Origin of the sequence: Microbispora sp. H10836 (assembly GCF_012999525.1) — a bacterium.
Taxonomy (GTDB): domain Bacteria; phylum Actinomycetota; class Actinomycetes; order Streptosporangiales; family Streptosporangiaceae; genus Microbispora.
Map to the genome: position 1 here is coordinate 22,656 of NZ_JABBWU010000028.1, position 20,271 is coordinate 42,926.

The 20,271-nt window shown below is 71.5% G+C and carries 21 protein-coding genes; 5 read left to right on the plus strand and 16 right to left on the minus strand.

The annotated features are described in order from the left end of the window. The first annotated feature begins 99 nt into the window (after positions 1-99). Complete coding sequence (locus HHX30_RS35620; RefSeq protein WP_169987953.1) at positions 100-468, plus strand: hypothetical protein; 369 nt, start codon at positions 100-102, stop codon at positions 466-468. Here the strand turns inward: HHX30_RS35620 and HHX30_RS35625 are convergent, their stop codons facing one another. Together HHX30_RS35625 and HHX30_RS35630 are read right to left on the minus strand one after the other, a co-directional pair. Continuing rightward, complete coding sequence (locus HHX30_RS35625; protein WP_169987955.1) at positions 469-2,850, minus strand: glycoside hydrolase family 65 protein; 2,382 nt, start codon at positions 2,848-2,850, stop codon at positions 469-471. Between the two features lie 102 nt (positions 2,851-2,952). Beyond that, positions 2,953-3,240, minus strand: coding sequence for a hypothetical protein (locus tag HHX30_RS35630; protein ID WP_169987957.1), 288 nt, complete (start codon positions 3,238-3,240; stop codon positions 2,953-2,955). A gap of 187 nt (positions 3,241-3,427) precedes the next feature. Between HHX30_RS35630 and ppsA the strand changes: the two genes are divergently transcribed. After that, the gene (ppsA, locus tag HHX30_RS35635; protein WP_169987959.1) at positions 3,428-5,860 is read left to right on the plus strand and encodes a phosphoenolpyruvate synthase; all 2,433 of its coding nucleotides are present in this window, start codon (positions 3,428-3,430) and stop codon (positions 5,858-5,860) included. A 49-nt stretch (positions 5,861-5,909) separates the two neighbouring features. Here the strand turns inward: ppsA and HHX30_RS35640 are convergent, their stop codons facing one another. Next, positions 5,910-6,716 (minus strand): sigma 54 modulation/S30EA ribosomal C-terminal domain-containing protein, encoded by an 807-nt coding sequence (locus HHX30_RS35640; protein ID WP_169987961.1) that lies wholly within the window; start codon positions 6,714-6,716, stop codon positions 5,910-5,912. Positions 6,717-6,805: 89 nt separating this feature from the next. Continuing rightward, on the minus strand, positions 6,806-7,225 hold the full coding sequence (locus HHX30_RS35645; protein ID WP_169987963.1) for a CBS domain-containing protein: 420 nt from the start codon (positions 7,223-7,225) through the stop codon (positions 6,806-6,808). A 333-nt stretch (positions 7,226-7,558) separates the two neighbouring features. Between HHX30_RS35645 and HHX30_RS35650 the strand changes: the two genes are divergently transcribed. From HHX30_RS35650 to HHX30_RS35660, 3 genes are all read left to right on the plus strand, one after another. Then, positions 7,559-8,116, plus strand: coding sequence for a DoxX family membrane protein (locus HHX30_RS35650; RefSeq protein WP_169987965.1), 558 nt, complete (start codon positions 7,559-7,561; stop codon positions 8,114-8,116). A 93-nt stretch (positions 8,117-8,209) separates the two neighbouring features. Continuing rightward, positions 8,210-9,070, plus strand: coding sequence for a universal stress protein (locus HHX30_RS35655; protein WP_169987967.1), 861 nt, complete (start codon positions 8,210-8,212; stop codon positions 9,068-9,070). 138 nt (positions 9,071-9,208) lie between these two features. After that, complete coding sequence (locus tag HHX30_RS35660) at positions 9,209-10,702, plus strand: AAA family ATPase (protein WP_169987969.1); 1,494 nt, start codon at positions 9,209-9,211, stop codon at positions 10,700-10,702. Positions 10,703-10,795: 93 nt separating this feature from the next. Here the strand turns inward: HHX30_RS35660 and HHX30_RS35665 are convergent, their stop codons facing one another. The 12 genes from HHX30_RS35665 to HHX30_RS35720 form a co-directional block, all read right to left on the minus strand. After that, positions 10,796-11,671 (minus strand): universal stress protein, encoded by an 876-nt coding sequence (locus HHX30_RS35665; RefSeq protein WP_169987971.1) that lies wholly within the window; start codon positions 11,669-11,671, stop codon positions 10,796-10,798. Between the two features lie 50 nt (positions 11,672-11,721). Beyond that, on the minus strand, positions 11,722-12,015 hold the full coding sequence (locus tag HHX30_RS35670) for a dsRBD fold-containing protein (protein WP_169987973.1): 294 nt from the start codon (positions 12,013-12,015) through the stop codon (positions 11,722-11,724). A gap of 168 nt (positions 12,016-12,183) precedes the next feature. Beyond that, positions 12,184-12,393 (minus strand): DUF1918 domain-containing protein, encoded by a 210-nt coding sequence (locus HHX30_RS35675; RefSeq protein ID WP_169987975.1) that lies wholly within the window; start codon positions 12,391-12,393, stop codon positions 12,184-12,186. 329 nt (positions 12,394-12,722) lie between these two features. Next, entirely contained in the window at positions 12,723-13,346 is a 624-nt protein-coding gene (locus tag HHX30_RS35680) for a V-type ATP synthase subunit D (protein ID WP_169987977.1), read from the minus strand. Continuing rightward, entirely contained in the window at positions 13,343-14,716 is a 1,374-nt protein-coding gene (locus HHX30_RS35685) for a V-type ATP synthase subunit B (protein ID WP_169987979.1), read from the minus strand. Before HHX30_RS35685 ends, HHX30_RS35680 begins: the two co-directional genes overlap by 4 nt. Then, positions 14,713-16,398 carry a V-type ATP synthase subunit A gene (locus HHX30_RS35690; protein WP_169987981.1) on the minus strand — a complete coding sequence of 562 codons (1,686 nt, stop codon included), beginning with the start codon at positions 16,396-16,398 and terminating at the stop codon, positions 14,713-14,715. Before HHX30_RS35690 ends, HHX30_RS35685 begins: the two co-directional genes overlap by 4 nt. Continuing rightward, the gene (locus tag HHX30_RS35695) at positions 16,386-16,898 is read right to left on the minus strand and encodes a hypothetical protein (RefSeq protein ID WP_169987912.1); all 513 of its coding nucleotides are present in this window, start codon (positions 16,896-16,898) and stop codon (positions 16,386-16,388) included. The genes HHX30_RS35690 and HHX30_RS35695 overlap by 13 nt, the downstream gene beginning before the upstream one ends. Further along, positions 16,895-17,113 carry a V-type ATP synthase subunit F gene (locus tag HHX30_RS35700; protein ID WP_211593169.1) on the minus strand — a complete coding sequence of 73 codons (219 nt, stop codon included), beginning with the start codon at positions 17,111-17,113 and terminating at the stop codon, positions 16,895-16,897. Before HHX30_RS35700 ends, HHX30_RS35695 begins: the two co-directional genes overlap by 4 nt. 15 nt (positions 17,114-17,128) lie before the next feature. After that, positions 17,129-17,479 (minus strand): ATP synthase subunit C, encoded by a 351-nt coding sequence (locus tag HHX30_RS35705; protein ID WP_169987985.1) that lies wholly within the window; start codon positions 17,477-17,479, stop codon positions 17,129-17,131. After that, the gene (locus HHX30_RS35710; protein WP_211593171.1) at positions 17,443-18,660 is read right to left on the minus strand and encodes a V-type ATPase 116kDa subunit family protein; all 1,218 of its coding nucleotides are present in this window, start codon (positions 18,658-18,660) and stop codon (positions 17,443-17,445) included. The genes HHX30_RS35705 and HHX30_RS35710 overlap by 37 nt, the downstream gene beginning before the upstream one ends. Positions 18,661-18,739: 79 nt before the next feature. Next, complete coding sequence (locus tag HHX30_RS35715) at positions 18,740-19,654, minus strand: hypothetical protein (RefSeq protein WP_169987987.1); 915 nt, start codon at positions 19,652-19,654, stop codon at positions 18,740-18,742. Next, on the minus strand, positions 19,651-20,085 hold the full coding sequence (locus tag HHX30_RS35720) for a hypothetical protein (protein WP_169987988.1): 435 nt from the start codon (positions 20,083-20,085) through the stop codon (positions 19,651-19,653). The genes HHX30_RS35715 and HHX30_RS35720 overlap by 4 nt, the downstream gene beginning before the upstream one ends. Positions 20,086-20,271 lie beyond the last annotated feature (186 nt).

Genomic DNA, 20,271 nt, shown 5'->3' on the forward strand with positions numbered 1-20,271 from the left:
ACGAGAGTGTGAGCGAAAAGGGTGAACCCTCACGAAGACGCGCCGCAGCCGGCGGGCTCGACACCGGTCAGGCCGAGCACGCCTGAGGTCCTTGTCGGGGTGCACCTGCCAGGAGTCGGGCGGAGCCCCGCCCTGCAGACCGGTCGCGGCGGACAAGAGCCTCTCGACGTCGATCGCGGTGGAGCCGGGCTGCCGCAGGCCAAGCAATCCGAAGACCGCGAAGGTGTCGCTGCCGGGGCGGGCGGCGAGCTCGGCGCGTGCGGCGAGGTGACGATCCGCCTGTCGATCGTCGACCAGGACGACGTGGAGACGACGACCGGCGAGGCCACCGTCCTCCTCCCGACGAAGACGGCTCCGGCAGGCGACCCAGCGGACATCGTCGGCCTCGGCCTGCCGCTCCGCTGGGCAACGTGGGGAGATCGGCGTCGACGTCCTGCGGTCCTGGCCCTCGATGCGCTCGGCCGCTGATCACTCGTCGCGCTTCCGTTCAGGGAGGGGGAAGTTACGGCTGTCGCCACGCCGAAGCCGGGCGTGATGGCCGTGCACCACGAAATCCAGGGCGGTAGGGCCGTCATCGGCCCGGGTGATCCGCACGCGGGTGGGATCGGCCTCGACGGCGAGTTCCGCGCCCCGGTAGCGGAGGCACAGCGACAGCGTGGTGAGCTGTTCGGGGAGCACCGGGTTCAGGTGCAGGCCGTCGGGCCGGGCCTCGAGGTCGAGGTAACAGCGCTGGACCAGGTCCAGCGTGCCGGCCATGGCGCCCAGGTGGACCCCTTCGGCGGTGGTTCCTCCCTGTACGTCGGTGATGTCGCCGGTCAGCGTCTCGGTGAAGAACCGCCATGAGCCGGTGCGGTCCGATCGTGCCAGCACCCAGGCGTGCACCACGGCGCTCAGGGTCGAACCGTGGCAGGTGCGGGAGAGGTAGTAGCGGATGGTGCGGCGGGTCAGGCCCGGCGCCGCCGGATAGCCGAGCCGGTCGAGGATCTGCCTCACCTCGCGGGCCGTGAGCAGGTAGAACAGCATGAGCACGTCGGCCTGCTTCGACGCCCGGTATCGGTTGGGACTGTCGTTGTCGGCCTCCAGCGCCCGGTCCAGCCGCCGCACGCCGCGATAGCGATCCCAGTCCAGCTCCGCGAGGTGCTCGTACCCGGTGAACTGACTGATGACGCCATTGTGAAAGTCCACGCGCATCCGCCGGGTGATCTCCTCCCAGCGCTCGGTCTCCACGTCCGTCAGGCCGAGGCGGCGGCGCAGGTCCTCCCGCGCGCGTCGCGGCATCAGGTCGAGCGCCTGACGGGCGCGCAACAGCAGCCACACCGTCATGATGTTGGTGTACGCGTTGTTGTCCAGGCCCGGGGACGCGGCGCCGGGATAGCCGTCGTGGTATTCGTCCGGCCCCATCACGCCCTGGATCTCGTAGCGGCCCGACACGGGGTTGAGCCGCGCCAGCGAGGCGAAGAAGCGGGCGATCTCGACCAGGAGGCGGGCGCCCGTCCCGGCGAGGAACTCCATGTCGCCGGTGATCGCGTAGTGCTGCCAGGCGTTGTAGGCGATGGCCAGCCCGGCGTGCCGCTGCAGGTGAGTGTGGTCGGGTGTCCACCGGCCTGAGCGGGGGTTGAGGTGGAGCCGTGGGGTCTCGTCGCGGCCGTCGCTGCCGCTCTGCCAGGGGAACATCGCCCCGCGCAGACCCGCGGCGCGGGCGGCCGCCCGCGCCTCCGGCAGCCGCCGCAGGCGATAGCGAAGCACCCCGCGGGCGATCTCGGGGAACCGCAGGCTCAGCCAGGGCAGCACGAACAGCTCGTCCCAGAACACATGTCCCCGGTACGCCTCGCCGTGCAGGCCACGTGCGGGCACACCCACATCGCGATCGGCGGTGTGCGGTGAGAGGGTCTGCAGCAGGTGGAAGGTGTTCAGGCGGATGTCCCGCTGGACGCGCGGGCCCGTCACCTCCAGCCGGGCCCGTTCCCACAGGTCACGCCAGGCGATCTCATGCTGTTCCAGCAGTTCGCCGAACCCGGGCGCGAGCTCGGCCCGCCGCAGCGCGGCCGAGGTCACATCGGCGATCGCGAGATCGCGCGATGTGGTGAGCGCCACCGTCTTGACGACCGTGACGGGGCGACCCCGTTCCAGCCGCAGCACGCGTATCTCCATGACGTGATCGTCGTGTCGCTCGACCTCGGGCTCACCTCCGCTGCTCGGAGAGGTGTCGACCCGCGAGGCCAGGGCGACCTCGATGCCGGAGGAGCGGGTCCGCGCGCGCAGCCATGTCAGGGGCTCACGGGTCCCCGTCGCGTGCCGCGTCAGATGGTCGCCGCGTAGTTCGCGGTATCGGGCCACTCCCGTGTTGGCCACGCGCCCGTCCAGGCCGGAGCGTACGCGGACAGGCCCCGACCAGTTCTCGGCCGTGAAGGTCGTCTCCAGTGCGGCCAGGTAGGGGTCGGCGATGGAGACCAGGCGGCGCTGCCGTACGGACGTGATACGGCCCTCGGTGTCCCGGAAGCGGATCAGCCGGTGCAGGACGGCGTGGCGCATGTCCAGCTCCTGCCGATACCGGAGCAGGTCCGCCGTACTCGGTGAGAACCACGCGGAGCCGGGTGTCGCGAAGGTCGTCGGCAACCAGTTCGGCAGGTTGACCATGTCCTCGTTGGACAGTTGGTGGCCCGCGACGTTCGAGGTGAGCCGGTCGTAGCATCCGGCGACGTACGTCCCCGGGTAGTGGACGGCGTCGGCCTCGGCTTCGGGTGCCGCACCTCGCGTGGCGAACCGGCCGTTGCCCAGCGTGCACAGCGCCTCGCGCAGTCCCTCGTGACCGGGATCGAACCCCTCGTAAGCCAGTGACCACGGATCCACCGCAGCTCCTCTCGGATCTGCCCCGGTCGATCCGGGAGGGGTCCGGACATTGCCCGGCCCCCGATGGCGGGTCATCGCGGCGCCTCCCGGGTCGGCGCCGCGTTACGTCTCGGCCGTGTCCCCCGCTTCCCCGGTCCGGGAAGGCTCCTCGATCAGGCCGAGAGTGTCCTGCTCGTTACGGTGCAGGATCACTCTGTTGATCGCCTCGATCATCTCCTGCCTGGTGTAGGCGCCCTCCGGGATCTCGTTCAGGTGCGCGAGCATGTCGGCGGTCAGGTGCAGACGCGCCGACGCGTTCGCGTAGACATCCCGGACCGCGACCGTTTCACGTTCGCGGTATACCTCGTCGAGCACCTGCCGCATCTCGTCCTGGAAAACGTGACTGGGCATCTCGCGTATCCACCCCCTGATCCCTGGCTCCGTACCCACGGACCGATGTGATTTCACTTCGACTGGACGAGCCTCCGGCAGGGCGGGACGTTCGTCCGCGGGCAGGAGACCAAGTTCCCTACCTCGCCGGCTGCGCGAGGCACAGGGTGGGAGGGACTTCCGTAGTCGACATGTAGCGGGGTGGGCCATGTCGCGGTTGGTCAAGTGGTTCGCCGAGCTGGGCCGGACGGACGTCGGCCTCGTGGGCGGCAAGAACGCGGGCCTGGGAGAACTGACGCGCAACCTGGCCCGAGCGGGGGTTCGCGTGCCGGAGGGCTTCGCCCTCACCGCCGAGGCATACCGCCAGTTCATCCAGGTGAACGGGCTGAACGAAGTGATCGCTGAGCACATCGGCCGCCTGCACGGGGGGACTGATCTGCCGGAGGTCGGCCATGCGATACGGGACGCCATCCTGGCGGCCGAACTTCCGGCGGCGGTCACGGCAGCCGTCGAGCAGGCGTACGGTGAGCTGGCCGATCGCCTGGGCACCATCGACCCGGACGTCGCGGTGCGGAGCAGCGCGACCGCGGAAGACCTGCCGGAGGCCAGCTTCGCCGGGCAGTTGGAGAGTTTCCTCAACGTCAGCGGTGTGGCGGCGTTGCTCGGCGCCTGTCTTCGCTGTTACGCGTCCCTGTTCACCGACCGGGCGATCAGTTACCGGGAGGACAGCGGGTTCGGTCACCTGGACGTCGCCCTGTCGGTCGGGGTGCAGCGCATGGTCCGCTCCGATCTGGGCGCCGCCGGGGTGATGTTCTCGATCGACACCGAGACCGGTTTCCCCCGCTCGGTCCTGATCGACGCCTCCTGGGGGCTGGGCGAGACGGTGGTCGGCGGCAGGGTGGATCCCGACGAGTACGTGGTGTTCAAGCCGCTCCTTGGCGACCCGGGCCTGTTTCCCATCGTGTCGAAGACCCGGGGGCGGAAGGAGCGCAAGGTCGTCTACGACTCCGCGGGAGGAACCCGCCAGCTCGACACCACGGAGGATGAGGCGGTCCGGTACGCGCTGGACGAGGAGGAGATCCTGCTGCTGGCCCGGTGGGCCACCACGGTGGAGGGCCACTACGGCACCCCGATGGACATGGAATGGGCCAAGGACGGCAGGACCGGCGAGATCTTCCTCGTCCAGGCCCGCCCGGAGACCGTCCAGAGGCGCCGGGAGGCGTCGCTGCTGCGCACCTACCGCATCCGCGACGCCGGTGAGCCGATGGTCGAGCCGCTGGTGAAGGGGCTGGCCATCGGAGACGCGATAGCGGCAGGGCCGGTGTGCAACCTGACCAGCGCGGCGGAGATCGACCGGTTCGTGGACGGATCGGTGCTCGTCACCAAGATCACCGACCCCGACTGGGAGCCGATCATGAAGAGGGCCGCGGCGATCGTCACCGACCACGGCGGCCGCACGTCCCACGCGGCCATCGTCAGCCGCGAGCTCGGCGTCCCCGCGATCATCGGCACCGGCGACGCGACCGCCCTGCTCGGTGACGGCATGACGGTGACCGTCTCCTGCGCGGAGGGCGACGAGGGCTTCGTCTACGAGGGCCTGCGCGACTACGAGGACGAGGAGATCAGCCTGGAGGACATCCCGGCCACCAGGACCAGGGTCATGCTCAACCTGGCCAACCCCGCCGCGGCCTTCCGCTGGTGGCGGCTGCCCGCCGACGGCGTCGGCCTGGCTCGGATGGAGTTCATCGTCAACAACCACGTCAAGATCCACCCCATGGCCCTCGTGCACCCCGGCCGCGTCGACGAGGACGCCCGCCGCAGGATCACCGAGCTCACCCGGGGCTACGACGACCTGACCGAGTACTTCGTCGAGCGGCTGGCCCACGGCATCGCCCGCATCGCCGCCTCCCGCTGGCCCGACCCGGTGATCGTACGAATGAGCGACTTCAAGACCAACGAGTACGCCCGGCTCGTCGGCGGGCGGCGGTTCGAACCCCACGAGGAGAACCCGATGCTCGGGTGGCGCGGGGCCAGCCGCTACTACACGGAGGGGTACCGGGAGGGCTTCGCCCTCGAATGCCGTGCCATCCGCCGGGTGCGGGAGCGCATCGGACTCACCAACGTCATCGTGATGATCCCGTTCTGCCGTACGGTCGAGGAGGCCGACCGGGTCCTGCGGGTCATGGCCGAGGAGAACCTGGGGCGGGGCCGAGACGGCCTGGAGGTCTACGCCATGGCCGAGATCCCGGCCAACATCATCCTGGCCGAGGAGTTCGCCGACCGCTTCGACGGGTTCTCCATCGGCAGCAACGACCTCACCCAGCTCACCCTCGGGGTCGACCGGGACTCCGCCGAGCTGGCGCACCTGTTCGACGAACGCAATCCCGCCCTCACCCGCAGCATCGAGCACCTCATCTCGGCCGCGCACGCGAAGAGGCGCAAGGTCGGGCTCTGCGGGCAACGGCCCAGCGACGACCCGGACTTCGCCCGGTTCCTGGTCGAGGCGGGCATCGACTCGATCTCCGTCGCACCCGACAGCTTCTTCTCGGTGAAGGAGAACGTCGCCGCGGCCGAGCGCGGACAGGAGCGCCGGGAACCTGCCCCGGCCGTCCGCGGAGCGCAGTCGTGGCCGCCGGCCTGAGTGCCGGCGTCCCGTACCGTCGCCCGGCGGCCCGCGTGCGGAACGCCGGTCAGACGCTGGGCGTGATGAGCCCGTAGTGGCCGTCGTAGCGGTGGTAGACGACGTTGCCCCGGCCCGTCCGCCTGTCGGCGAAGAACACGAAGGGCAGGCCGCTCGTCTCCAGCCGCGCCGTGGCCTCCTCCACCGTGTGAACCGGTGCGGGCGTGGTGCTGACGGTGAGCGGTACGGACACCGGGCCCAGACCATCGGGACGGGGTGACACCTGCGCCAGCCGGTATCCCTCTCCGCTGCGGTAGATGACGCTGTCCTGACGGGTGTCCACCTCCCGGAACAGGTGGAAGTCGTAGTCGAGCTGCTCCATGTCGAAGGCGGCCTCGTCCGGGGTCGCCCAGGCGAGCTCGTACGCCTTGTGCCGTACGACCTGCCGCTCGCCGGATGGCCGGGGGAAGTAGGGCAGCGGGTGGCGAGGCGGGCTCGACCGCCGCCACTCCTGGTCGACGTCCAGGGGATATCGCCCGCGCAGGTCCTCCCAGTCCCGTGACGTACGGCGCAGCCGGGTCCGAAGCCTGTCCTCCAGGAGGCGGATCGCCTGGTGCATGTGCTCCCCGACCGCCTGGGCCCGGACGAGCCGGCCGTTCACGTCGAGGTTGGCCTGGGCGACGCAGGGACGGGGGACGGCCGGGTCGGCCGAGACGCCGAGCTTCACCCGGGCGTAGAGCACCGGTTCGTGCGCGAGCGCGGTGAGGCCCGCGACCGTCTCGCGGGCCTCGTCGGCCGAACCGGCCGGGACCGATCCCCGGGTCTCCACCTGTACCTCGGAAGGATCGAGCGCGCTCCCCGGAGAACGGCGGTCCATACCGGATCACCTCCGCCATCGGCCTGGTTCCAGTCCTGCACTGCGTCGCCCAGCTCAACTCCGGTCAGCGGAGGTGCGGCCGCCGGCGGTCAGTCGAGCGCGTAGACGCGGTGGACGAACTCCGCGAGCTTGCTGTCCGGCAGCTCCTTGGCCAGATCCGCCTCGCTGATGATGCCGACCAGACGATGACGCTCGATCACAGGCAGGCGCTTGATGTGGTGCTCCTCCATCGCGAACAGCGCCTCCTCCACGCTGGCGTCGGCATCGACCCACACCAGGCCACGGGCCAGTTCGCCGGCGGTCGTCCGGTCGATGTCCATGCCGTGCGCGCAGCACATGACCACGATGTCGCGGTCGGTGATGATCCCCTTGAGCCGGTCGTCGTCCCCGCAGATGGGCAACGCACCGACTCCCAGGTCGGCCATCATCTGCGTGGCGGTACGCAGCGTTTCGTGTTCACCGATGCACTGAACGCCTTCGTGCATCACGTCCCGTGCCTTCTTGCCCATATCCGTTACGCTCATCGGTGCCCCCGACACACTCGATGACTCGCGTCCCGGCCCTTATACCCACCCTGGCCATGAGCAGTAGCCGACGCCGTGGTCGTACCGGCTGGTGATTCCCGCGATGCCCCAGATCATCACCCGCGACAACGTCCCCATAGCTTTGCCTGATCACGGCCTAACCCGGGGTGCTTTGTGAGGTTCCACCGGCGCGTTGGGGTACCACCGTCGGGAGGCCCCTTGTGGCGATGAAGGGCGAGGCCTTCGCCTACGCCGAGCACGGGCAGGCAGGGCGGACATCCTCGCCGGGGACCGCGTGACACTCCTGGGAGAGCTGCGATGGCCGGTTCCGAAAACAGAGGTGGGGCCGCGACCGTTCACACCGCTCGGCACCGCGTGGGGGGTACGGCGGCTCGTCTCAGCGATTACGTCTGGGCGCTCGTCCGGATCTCGATCGGCTGGGTGTTCCTCTGGGCGTTCCTTGACAAGGCCTTCGGCTGGGGCTTCAGTACCCCCGCGGACAAGGCTTGGATCATGGGCGCGAGCCCGACGACCGGATACCTGAAAGGCACCGCGAGAAAACCCCTCGGCGCGGTGTTCTCTCCTTTGGCCGGTCACGCCTGGGCCGACTGGCTTTTCATGATCGGCCTCTTGGGCATCGGCGTGGCGCTCATCCTGGGGGTCGGACTGCGCCTGACAGCCGTCTTGGGCGGGCTGCTGCTACTTCTCATGTGGGCCGCCGAACTGCCGCCCGAGCACAACCCATTCATGGACTACCGCCTGCTCTACGCACTCGTCATAGTGGGACTGGCCCTGATCGACGCGGGGGACACTCTTGGAATCGGCAAATGGTGGGGGAACACGGCGCTGGTGCGGCGCTATCCGTTCCTCAAGTAGGAGGACCCTCGGGCGCGACGCGCTGCACGAACGGCATGGAGGCGGGCACAACCTCTGTAGGAGCCTTACCGGCAACGTGTGAGGGGTGGCGCCATGGCAGAACCGATCGTCGTCGGCGTCGACGGATCGACGCCCTCGCTCCAGGCCGCCGGCTGGGCCGGTCAGGAAGCCGAGCTCCGCGGTGCGCCGCTGCGGATCGTGTACGCGACGCTGCGCTGGCCCTACTACGTGCCACTCGTCCCGCAGCCCGCGACCTGGGGAGCCGATGCCGAGGCGGCGGCGCGAGCCGTGCTCGACCAAGCGACGACCCACGCCAGAGCGGGCAGGCCGCGTCTGGCCGTGTCGGCTGAGATCGTCGACGGCGCGGCGGCGGAGGCGCTCGTCGCGGCCGCGGAGGGCGCTCAGCTGGTCGTCGTGGGAAATCGCGGCCGTGGCGGGTTCGCCGAGCTGCTGCTGGGTTCGGTGAGCCGCTACGTCACGGCCCGGGCCCCCTGCCCCGTCGCCGTCGTCAGGCAACCGGGAGATGGTGACCGGAGGGAGATCACCGTCGGCGTCACCGGGCGTCCCGATCAGGAACCCATCCTGGACTTCGCCTTCCACGAGGCCGCGCTGCGGCAGGCCGGCCTGCTTGCCGTGCACGCCTGGACGCATCCGGTCGCGACGGCGCCGGGCGACATGCAGCCGCTCGTCTACGACGTGAACAGCGTCGGGGCGGAGGAGGCGCGCCTGCTCGCGGAGAGCATCGCCGGCCGGCGGGAGAACTTCCCCGACGTGACGCTCACCGAGCGCGTCGTGCGGGAACACCCGGCCAAGGCCCTGATCGACGCCTCGGTGGAGACCGACCTGGTCATCATCGGGGCCCATACGGGGATGGCCGCCCGGCTGGGCCTGGGCGCCACCGCTCACGCCGTACTGCATCACGCGCGCGCACCCGTGATCGTGGTCCGCCACTGACCGCGTCAAGTGCTTCTCCGGCGGGACGTTCCGCGCCCTGTGGCCACAGCCGAGGGGAGAAGCCGGTGCGCGGGGAATGTCTCCGGGAAGCAGACGTGGAGACGCCGTCTGGCACCGGCCGGGGACGGGGGCACCTCGATGAGGCCATGGGCGCAGGTCAAGGAGACGCACGCCGGGGTGGTCATCCTCCTCGGCGATCACGCTTTCAAGCTGAAGAAGCCCGTTGATCTGGGCTTCCTGGACTTCACCACGCTGGAGGCCCGGCGGGCGATGTGCCACAAGGAGGTCGAACTCAACCGCCGGCTGGCGCCGGACGTCTACGAAGGAGTGGCCGACGTGGCCGGCCCGGACGGACGGGTCTGGGAGCACCTCGTGGTGATGCGGCGTATGCCGGACGAACGCCGCCTATCGGCACTCGTCCGCGCGGGAGAACCGGTGGAGGACGCCGTGTGCCGGGTCGCGCGAATGATCGCGGGCATGCACGCCCGATCCCCGCACAGTCCCCGCATCGACGAACAAGGGGGCGGGCAGGCGCTGCGAGATCGCTGGACCGCCAGCTTCCGCGAGGTGCGGGCGCTGCCCGAGGCGGTGATCGACACCGAGGTCCTCGGCGAGATCGAACGGCTCACGCTGCGCTTCCTCGGCGGCCGGGAACCGCTCTTCGCCGGCCGGGTCGCGGAAGGCCGGATCGTGGACGGCCATGGCGATCTGCTCACCGACGACATCTTCTGCCTGGACGACGGGCCTCGGATCCTCGACTGCCTGGAATTCGACGACCTGCTCCGTTTCGTCGACGGCCTGGACGACGCCGCCTTCCTGGCCATGGACCTGGAGCGACTGGGCGCACCTCGCCTGGCAGAGCTGTTCCTGCGCTGGTACGCCGAGTTCTCCGGCGACCCTTCGCCGCCCTCGCTGTGGCATCACTACGTCGCCTACCGGGCCTTCGTCCGCGCCAAGGTCGCCTGCCTGCGCCATGGCCAGGGAGACACCGCAGCGGGATGGGAGGCCCGGCGTCTGGCCGAGATCACGCTGGGCCATCTCCAGGCGGGCGCGGTCACCATGGTCCTCGTCGGCGGGCTCCCGGGGACCGGCAAGTCGACCCTGGCCGCCGCCGTCGCCGACCGGCTCGGCTGCACGCTGCTGACCAGCGACCGCCTTCGCAAGGAACTCGCCGGCATATCGCCACACCAGCCCGCGGCCGCCCCCTTCGGCGAAGGCATCTACCGCGCGGAGTCCACCCGACGGACCTACACCGAGCTGTTGTCCAGGGCCGAGAGGCTGCTCGGTCTCGGCGAGCCGGTCGTCGTCGACGCCTCCTGGACGGACGACGCGCACCGCACGGCCGCGGTGGGCCTGGCCCGGCGTGCCTGCGCCGATCTCCTGGCGCTGTGCTGCACCGCCGCTCCGCAGGTGACCGCCGAACGCCTCGCGCGCCGCACCGGCGGGATATCGGACGCGGACCAGACGATCGCCGCGGCGATGACGGCGACGATGGCGCCCTGGCCGGACGCGACCGAGATCGACACCGATGCGCCGCAGGAACAGACGCTGGAGCGGGCGATGGCGGCGATCCACGCCCGCTGGGCGGGCGTGCCACGGCGGTTTCGGCGTCCCCGGATGGAACCGGGCTGACCACGCCGGCGACACCCACGGTGACAACCCTGGTCAGGCGCCCTGAACCGTCACGAGCTGGACAACGCTTCGCGGCGGCGGGACGGCGTCCGCTCACCGCCGCCCGGGATGAGGTCCGCGTACGACGGCCACCGGTCCTTTCGCATGGTGGAGGACCGCGTGGCTGACCGAGCCGAGGCGGAGCGTGGGAAAGCCGCCACGTCCTCTGGCTCCGACGACGAGAAGTTCCGCGTCGTTCGACGCGTCGGCCAGAACCGACGCGGGGGCGCCTTCGATCACCTCTTCGTCCACGGGAACGTCCGGGTACTTGGCCTTCCAACCCGCGAGCGACTCCGACAGGAGCCTGGCGCCTTCTCGTGCGACCGCCGCCGTGTCGTAGCGGACCGGGCGCATCTCCCGAGGGCATGCCGGATGGACCCAGGCGTGCACGGCTCGCAGGCCGACCGAGCGCAGGGACGCCTCCTCGAACCCGAACCCCACGGCGTCGACGGAGGCTTCCGAGCCGTCGACGCCGACGACGATCCCGGATGGCCCGGACCCGGTTCCAGCATTCCCGGGCACGATGACGACGGGGCACGCGGCGTGTTCCGCCATCTGGCGGCTCACCGAGCCGAGCAGCAGCCGGGTGAAGCCCCCGGTGCCGCGCGAGCCCAGCACCAGCAGGGCGGCGTCGGCCGCCTCCTGAAGGAGCGTGACGGGGATGGGGCCGATCCCGAGCCTGCAGCCGACGTCGATGGACGCGAAGGTGCGGGCGCGGTCCTCGGCGATCCTGAGGACCGCGAGTCCTGCGGCCTCCGGCCGTGGCGCCTCCAGGCCGGGTTCGCGGATCGCGACGTTGTACTCCCAGCGGACCGCGATGTGCACGATGCGCAACGGCAGATGCCTGCGCCCGGCTTCGGCGGCGGCCCAGTCCACAGCGCCCAGGGCCTGTGCCGATCCGTCCACCCCGACCACGATGAGTTTGCTCATGGCGTGTCCTCCCGTCGCGAGCGTTGGTGGTCGATCCGGAGCAGAAGGCCTTATTCAGGCAGCTCCCAGGGGAGGTTCAGTTCGACCACTTCCTGGAGCGCGTGCTGCTGGGGGGCCATCTTCCTGACCGCGATCTGGTTGAGACAATGGCTGAGCCTGGTCAGGGCTCTGGCCGTGGCGATCTCGTCGCCCACTTCGGGAATCGACCGGTCGTCCGGGCTGCGGTGAGCGTGACCGGCGCCCGTGACGTTGACTCCGTCGGCCGTGGTCAGCGTGGCGCAGGCGTAGGTCTCGTCGTCCTGCTCGGTGATGTCGATGCCGATGTTCCAGCGCTTGGTCGTCATCCTGCCTCCCCACGACTGTTCGGGGCCGCGCCGGATCTGCCGCATCTCACCGGCAACAGACGTCGCGCGCGGGCGACGTCGACGCGCCTCTCCCCCGGCACTGACACGGCGGAGGCGGCAGGGCCCCGCATCCGGCGCTTCTACGGTGAAACACCCGGAGGCGTCTTGTCACCTACCGCGCTCTCCGTATTCGCGACGGTGCTCCACGTGGGCACCTGGGCCCGGGAAAATGAGAGTCTCGTGCTTCTCGTCCAACCACCTGACCACATAGGGCGGGGACCCGTCGCTGTGCTGGAGGCCCGTGATGATGCCGGTGCGGCGAGGCCCGTCGAGGTGACGGCTCTCGATGATCAATCGGTCGCCGACTGCCGCTTTCATGGCTGCCTCATCTCTCCCCAATGGGCTTGTTCGGTCCCGCAGCCGACCGGGGTCTGCGGATCACGTGACGCGCCGGGGCGCTCTCGCCGGGCCTCGGCCGGCAGCCGGGGATGGACGCCGCAGTGGCCGGCGAACCCCCTGTGCCGGCCTTGATGACGCTCAACGTGAGCATATGGCTCACCCCCATCGCCGCTATTCAGCCTGGCCGGGTTCGCCCCTACTGCTTAGGGCAGGAGGTCCCGCAACCGAGGGACCTCCGTACCGAGGGCCGCCGGTGATGCGGGGCCCACGTCGGCGATGCAGCCGGAGGACCGCCTCCCGGTCGGTCGTCACCGCTGCCGCGGCTCTCGGGAGGCGATCGCGCGGCGGACCCGGGCGCCGTCGGCTCGCTCCATCTCGTCCAAGGACAGTTCGACCTCGGTCAGCGCCGTCTCGACGCCGGGAAGGATGTGGTCGCGGAGCGCGCGGATCAGGCGGCTGGTCGCCTCCTCCTGCGCGGACACGATCCGCTCGGCCTCCTTGGCGGCGGCATGCTCGACGGCGGCGCGAAGCGCGATGCCGTACGCGTCCCGGGTCGGTACGAGCGCAGCGGTGAGCGGGAGCGGGGTGGACGGGCCGGGTTCCTCTGGCGCCTGGAAGGAGGTGCGGCCGGGATAGCTCGTTCCCATCGCGTCCACCCAGTCCACCCGCACCTCGGCGAGCCGCCCGTCGTCGGCGAGCCGGATCACCCTCCGGCCGCCGAGCAGTGCCGCGCGCAGCGACCAGGCCTCCGCGGCCCGGCAGGCCGCTTCCCACTCCCGGCCGGTGCGTGTCGCGTCGAGGGCGAGGCGGTCCCGCTCCTGCCGCAGGATTCGCAGTTTGCGGTCCAGTACGGCCAGTCCGTGCCGGAGGACGACCAGGCGACGCCGGAGCCACAGCCGCCCGGCTCTGCCGGGAGGAACGCTCAGTCTCATCTCTCCTCCCGGTAGCCCGCGTCCAGCGCGTCGGACGACAGCATGGTCAGTTCCCGGCGAGGCAGCATGGAGACGACGTCCCAGGCACGGTCGAAGGTCTCCCCCAGTGAGCGGAGCTCGTCTCCCCGTTGCGCGAGCAGCCGGTGTTCGAACGCCTCCGCCAAGGCGAGGTGACGGCGGTCGACGGCGCTGAGGGCGCTTTCTCCGACGAGTTCGGCCAGTTCCCGTGCCTGCCGCGCACGGGACAGAGCGGCGATGATCTGTGCGGCGAGATCGACGTGCTCGGGCCGCGTGCGACCTGGTCCTGCTCCCGCCCGCATCATCCGCGACAGAGACGAGAGCGGGTCGATGTGCGGGTAGGCGGAGACGTTCCGGCTCAGGAGGATCTGGCCCTCGGTGATGTAGCCGGTGAGGTCGGGAACCGGATGGGTGATGTCCCCCGCCGGCATGCTCAGCACCGGCAGCACGGTGAGAGACCCGGGGCGCCCCCGCACCCGTCCGCATCGTTCGTACAGAGAGGCGAGGTCGCTGTAGAGATAGCCCGGGTAGGCCCGCCGGGCGGGAATCTCCCCGCGCGCGGCGGAGACCTCCCGCAACGCCTCGCAGTAGCTGGTCATGTCGGCGAGCACCGCCAGGACGTGGCGTCCCACGGTGAAGGCGAGATGTTCGGCGATGGTCAGGGCGAGCCGCGGGGTGAGAATCCGTTCGATCACGGGGTCGTCGGCGAGGTTCAGTAGCAGCGTCAGCTCCCCGGCGGCGGACCGTTCCGCCAATCTGTCCCGTACGGTCGCCGCGTCGGCGTGCGTCAGGCCGATGGCGGCGAACACGACGGTGAACGGTTCGCCGCCGGCACCGGCCTGAGCGGCGATCTGGGCGGCGAGTTTCAGGTGGGGCAGCCCGGCGGCGGAGAAGACAGCGATCTTCTGACCGCGCACCAGCGTGGTCAGCAGGTCGATGGCGGAGATTCCGGTCAGCACCGGCTCCGACGGGGGCTCGCGCAGGGTGGGATTGAGGGGAAAGCCGTTCACGGCGGCGTCGGCCGCCCCGGCGACCGGGGGGCCTCCGTCCAGCGGCCGGCCGCCTCCGTCGCAGACCCGTCCCAGCCAGCCTGGGCCGACGGGAATCCGCATCGGGCGGCCGGCGAAGGTCACCCGGGTGCCCTCGGCCCGGATTCCGGCGGTTCCCTCGAAGACCTGGACGACGGCCAGATCGTGATCGGCCTCCAGGACGAGACCGTGCCGGCGCTCTCCGGTCTCCAGCTCGATCGACGCGTACTCGTCCCAGCCCACGCCCCTGGTGCCGCGGACCATCACCAGCGGACCGCGCAGCTCCGCCACGTCGGTGTACTCCACGGGCGCCCAGACCGTCATCGCGATCTCTCCAATGCGTCCAGCACCGTGTCCCGCCGGGCCGCGATCTCCTCCTCCGGGGCCTCCTTGGCCCGGAGGATCGGGGAGAAGTCCTGCTGCTCGATCCATGCGACCGGCACCTGGTTCTCCACAAGGGTCTGGCAGCGGTCGACGACCGCGAGAAGCGCGTCGGCGATCAGGGTCGTGCGCTCCGGCCGGCAGAAGGAGTCACGAGGGCTGAGCGCGCTCTGCTGCAGGAAGCCTTCCCGGATGAGGCGTCCGGCGAGCAGGACGATGCGTTCGTGGGCCGGGAGCGTTCCGGCTCCGAGCAGCTCGGCCAGTGCGGTCAGGCGGTCGGCCTCGGCGAGGAGGCCGCTCACCCGGCCACGCCGCTGGGCGGCGCCGGGGACCGCGGCCGTCATCGCGCCCGCGTCGCGGGCGAAGGAGCCTGCCCAGGACACCGCCGGGTAGTGGCGCGCGTAGGCGAGGTCGCGGTCGAGTGTCCACAGGGAGCGGACGAACCGCTGGGTGTGCGCGGTGACCGGTTCCGTCATGTCCCCTCCGGGCGGGGAGACCGCGCCGATGATGGTGACCGACCCCGTGGCGCCGCCGAGCGTGGTCACCCGTCCCGCCCGTTCGTAGAAGGCCGCGAGCGCGGACGCGAGATCGGCGGGGTAGCCCTCCTCGGCGGGGAGCGCGCCGCTGCGGGAGCCGAGTTCCCGCAGGGCCTCCGCCCATCGGGAGGTCGAGTCCGCGATGACCACGGTGTCGTAGCCCATGTCGCGGAAGTGTTCGGCCACCGTGACGCCGGTGTAGATACTGGCCTCGCGGGCCATCATCGGCATGTTCGAGGTGTTCGCGATCACGACGGTCCGGTCCGCCAGCCGGCCGCCGGTGCGCGGGTCGGTGAGCCGGCCCAGTTCGGCGACGACGTCGGCCATCTCGTTGCCGCGCTCCCCGCAGCCGACGTAGACGACCACGTCGGCGTCGCACCACTTCGCGATCTGCTGCAGCAGTACGGTCTTGCCGGTGCCGAAGCCGCCGGGAACGGCGACCGTGCCACCCCGGGACACCGGCAGCAGCAGGTCGATGACCCGCTGCCCGGTGGTCAAGGGGACCGGCTCCTCATGACGGACGTCGTACGGCAGGGCCCGCCGCACCGGCTGTTCGCGTCCGAGGGTCACCTGAACGCCGCCGACGACCGCGACCGGGTCCCCGGAGGGGCAGGGGCCCGGCTCCCGGACCCGCGACACCGCACCACCGGGCGAGAGCACCAGGTAGGGCGGCGACGATCCGCTGTCGACGCTTCCGATCGGTGTCCCGCGCGCCGCCGTCCGGCCCTCCTCGACCAGCGGCCTGAACGGCCAGGAGCGCCCAGCGCGGGCGGCGCGGGCGGGCGGCGGGGCGGCGGGGTCCAGCCACATGCCCGCCCCGCCGAGCGGGCGGAGCAGTCCGTCGAACACCCCGCCGAGCAGGTGCGGGCCCAGTCGCGCCGACAGGGGCGAGCCCCCGCGGCGGGCGGGGTCGCCGGGGGCCAGCCCGCCCGTGTACTCGTACGCCTGGATTGTGGCGCGGTCCCCGCGCAGGGCGATGATCTCGCCGGGCAGGCGGTGGGGTCCGAGGGCGACCAGTTCGAACATCGCCGCTCCGGTCAGGCCCTCGACCTCGACAAGCGGGCCGTTGACCCGCGTCACGGTGCCCACAAGCGTTCCACCTCCGCTCCGAGGGCATCGACGGCCCGGTTGGCCAGCGCCTCCAGCGAGCAGTCGACGCGACGGCCCCGCCCCTCCGCCACGACGCCGCCGTCGGGGTGCTCGCGCACCACCAGGTCGTCGCCGCCCGCCTCGCGGGCCAGTTCGCCCAGGCGTTTGACGAGCCGCGGGTAGCAGGGGTCGTCGCGGAGCGCCTGTACGGCCACGCCCGCCCGCCTGCGCAGTTCCTCCAGCGCCTCCCGCCGGGCGGCCAGCTCCATGCCGCGGGCCTGTCGCGCGCTTCGTGCGCGCACGGCGGCCGAGTACGCCTCCGCTTCCGCCTCCCCCTGTCCCCGGGCGGCGGCGACGATCTCGCGAGCCTGCCGTCGCGCGTCCTCGATCGTCTGGGCGGCGTCGCGCTCGGCCGCACGGATGACGGCGTCCGCGTCCAGCCGTGCCTGCCGCAGGAGGGCTTCGGCCACAGGTGCCAGCACGTCCCGCATCGCGATCAATCCGGCATCACCACCGTCAGCGGCCCGCCGGTCGCCGCACCGGCGACCGCGTCACCGAGGGCCTCGGCCGCCCGAGGGGTGAGGATCACCACGGCCACGTGGGTTTCCAGGGTTCGCCATGCCTCACGCACCGCCTCGGCGTCCTCGGCGGGGCGGACCAGGGCGCCCGCGAGGCCGAAAGCGGCCACGCGGACGGTCTCCCCGATGACTGCCACGGTCCCCATGCCCGGTCACGCCCGTTCGATGAGGATGACGCCGATGACGAGACCGTAGATCGCGATGCCCTCGGCGAGCCCGACGATGACGATGGCCCGGCCGAACAGTTCGGGCCGCTCACTCATCGCGGCGAGGGCTGCCGCGCCTGTGTAGGCGACGGCGATGCCCGCGCCGATCGCCGCGCCGGCGACCGCGATCGCCGCGCCGAGCAGCGCCGTCCCGTTCACGGCCCGAGCGGCGGCCGGGGCGCCCGCGTCCGCCCGCGGGGCGCCGGCGGCGGTGAGCGCCGAAACGAGGAGAACGAGGGCGGCGAGCACGATGACGGCGTTCACGGCCTGCAGGCCTCGTCTGATCCAGACGGACATGGCCTCGCCTCCCTGGATGTCGGTGGAAGATGCCAGGGGCGGAACGGGCGCCCCTCGGCCTGGAAGAGCCGGGAGAACAGCTCGTAGTACTCCAGGCGCAGGGCCTGGATGCCGACCACGAGCCCCTCGATCGTGAGTGCGAGCGCGTTGCCCACAACGAAGATCATCGCTGCGGCGACCGGGCGGCCCGCCCACAACCTGGAAGTGCCCGTCCACACGATGGAGCCGATGGCCGCATGGGTGAGGCCGAACGCGGCCAGCCGGGTGAACGAGACGAGGTTCGCGCCCAGCCGGACGACCAGGTCGAACAGCCGTATCGCGGCCTGGGCGATCCCGCTCGCACCGCCGCCGGCCTCGGCGAGGAAACCGGCGAAGGCCAGCGCGAGACCTGCGGCGGCGATCAGGCCACCGGCCACGGCGAGGAGATCCAGCTTGCCGTACCATCCGGCGGCGGCCAGGCCGAGTCCGGTGAACACCGCCCCACCGGCGATCCCGGCCGAGGAGTAGAGCGCGACCGGCCATCCCCCCTCACGCCACCGGTTCACGACCGCGAGCGCGTAGGCGCCGCCGAGCAGCAGCGCGCCCACGCCGAGGGCGGCGAGCAGAAGCTGGACGGGATGAGTGAGCGGCTCCAGCCACAGCATCGGCACGACGCCGGTCGGGCCGAAGCACTCGCCGTACAGCAGGCCGAAGAGCACGCTCGTCAGACCCGCCCCGAGGACGAACGGCCACGCTCGGCGGAACCTGGCCAGCCACCTGGGACGGCGGTAGTACAGGCAGGCCGCCGCGACGAGGAGCAGCGTCCCGTGGCCGACGTCGCCGAACATCATGCCGAACATGACCATGTAGGCGGCGGCCGCCAGTGGAGTGGGGTCGATGTCGCGGTAGGGCACCGTTCCGTACGTGGCGACGACCGGGGACAGGAAGCCGCGCAGACCGTTCGACCGCAGCAGGGACGGCGCCTCGACGCCCGCCGGCCGGGAGATCTGGACGACCACGCCACCGTGGGGCGCCAGGCGGCTCGACAACTCGGTCACCAGCGTGGTGGGCATCCAGCCGGCGAGCGCGGCGACGTCATCGCGAACGACGGCCTCCTTCGACACGGTCTCCAGCGGCGCATCGGCAGGCGTGGACAGCTCGACCACCCCCGCGCCCCCCACCTGCCTGAGTACGTCCGTCATAGCCGGGCAGGGAGCCACGATCGCGACCCGTTCCATCCGGACGGGCCACAGAGCTTCACGCCAGGTCACGTGGGGCCGGTCAGATGAGGACATCGGCGGTGCCTCCCCTGGCGGCCAGCTCCAGCGCGGCCCGCGCCCTGCGGGCGTCCGCGGCCAGCACGGCGACGGCCCCCACAACGGGGCCCGCCGAGAAACCGGATCCCGTCAGCAGAGCACGGCCGTCTTCCTCCACGCGCTTCCACCAGCGCCGTTCGGCCTCCCACAACCGGCTGGGGTCCTCGATGTCGAGCAGCGCCCACCGGGCGGCCGAGGGAAGGCGTCCGGTCATCTCCGTGATGGACATCGCCGCCACGGCGTCCGGGCCGAGGAGGGCCCGGCAGCGATCGCGTGCTCCGGCAGAAGGCTCACGACGCTCCGCATGCCGTTCACGGGCGACCAGCAACGCCGCCGCGCCCATGACCCAGCCTCGCGTGGCGGGAGGAAGGACGTCGGCGAGCCGCTCCGCCCAGGCCAGGCGCATGCCCAACTGGATCTCATGACGGGTGGAACCGCCGGGATCGCCCCACGGGGAGGTGGCCAGCGTCGCCCGGATGTCGGTGAGTGACCCGCACCGCCGCAACCGAGGCCACGCCGTGCCCAGCGAACCGAGGACGAACTCGGGCTCGGCGGGCCGTCCGGTCAGGCGGCACATCAGCTCGTCCACGTTGGCGATCTCGAACCACCGGGCCAGGACGCGCGTCATCTGCCCGCCCTCCCGCGGCAGCCAGCCGGCGAGGACGCGCAGATGCCACGCGAGTGTGGCGAGGACGGCCCGCTGGGCGTCGGGCAGGCTCTGATCGGGCCGCACATCGTGCCCGTAGGAGGTGCGTGCAAGCATGGCCACCGCCTCGGCGGCGGAGCCGCAGGCGGCGAGCCGACGGGCCCGCCGGAGCCCGAGGCCGCGACGCACCAGCGCTCTGGCCCGGGTGGAGCCGGAGACCCAGGAAGCGGTCATGGCACATCACGGGCCAGGGACCGCACCTCCGCGACAACCCGGGCGACCATCTCCGGCATGCGGGCGGCGGCACGCCGGCGGATCACGCCGGCAGAGCCCGTGGCGTCTCGCAGGAGAGCATCGCTCTCCTGCTCCGATGTCCGACGAGCGGCCGAGGCGGCCTCCGCCCGCGCCGCCTCCGCCTCCAGCCGCGCCGCTGACAGGACGGCGGCAGCCTGGGCACGTGCGCGAGTTCGCGTCTCCTCCGCGCTGGACCGCGCACGAAGCCGCTCATGAGCGCACCTCGCCCATGTCTCCTCGAGGGCGGAGAAGACCGCCTCGAGTTCGGCGGCCTGGTCGACCGCGTAGTCGGCCGGAACGCCGGCGGGCGCCGCGGCGCCGGGTACACCCGCTGGGCGGAACCGCTGGAGGAAGTCACGCAACCGAGCCATTGTTCACCTCCACCTGCTTGGGGTGATGCCCCCGCAGGGGTCGCACCTTGCAGATCGGCGGACGCGAACTCGGTGACAGCGCTCGGCCTGCCGACGCCGCGGCGTGAGACGGCCGTCGTACCGGGAGGGGTGCTGACCGGCCAGGGCGAGGTGCCGCTTCCGGGCCACGGTGCCCACGCCGGCCGG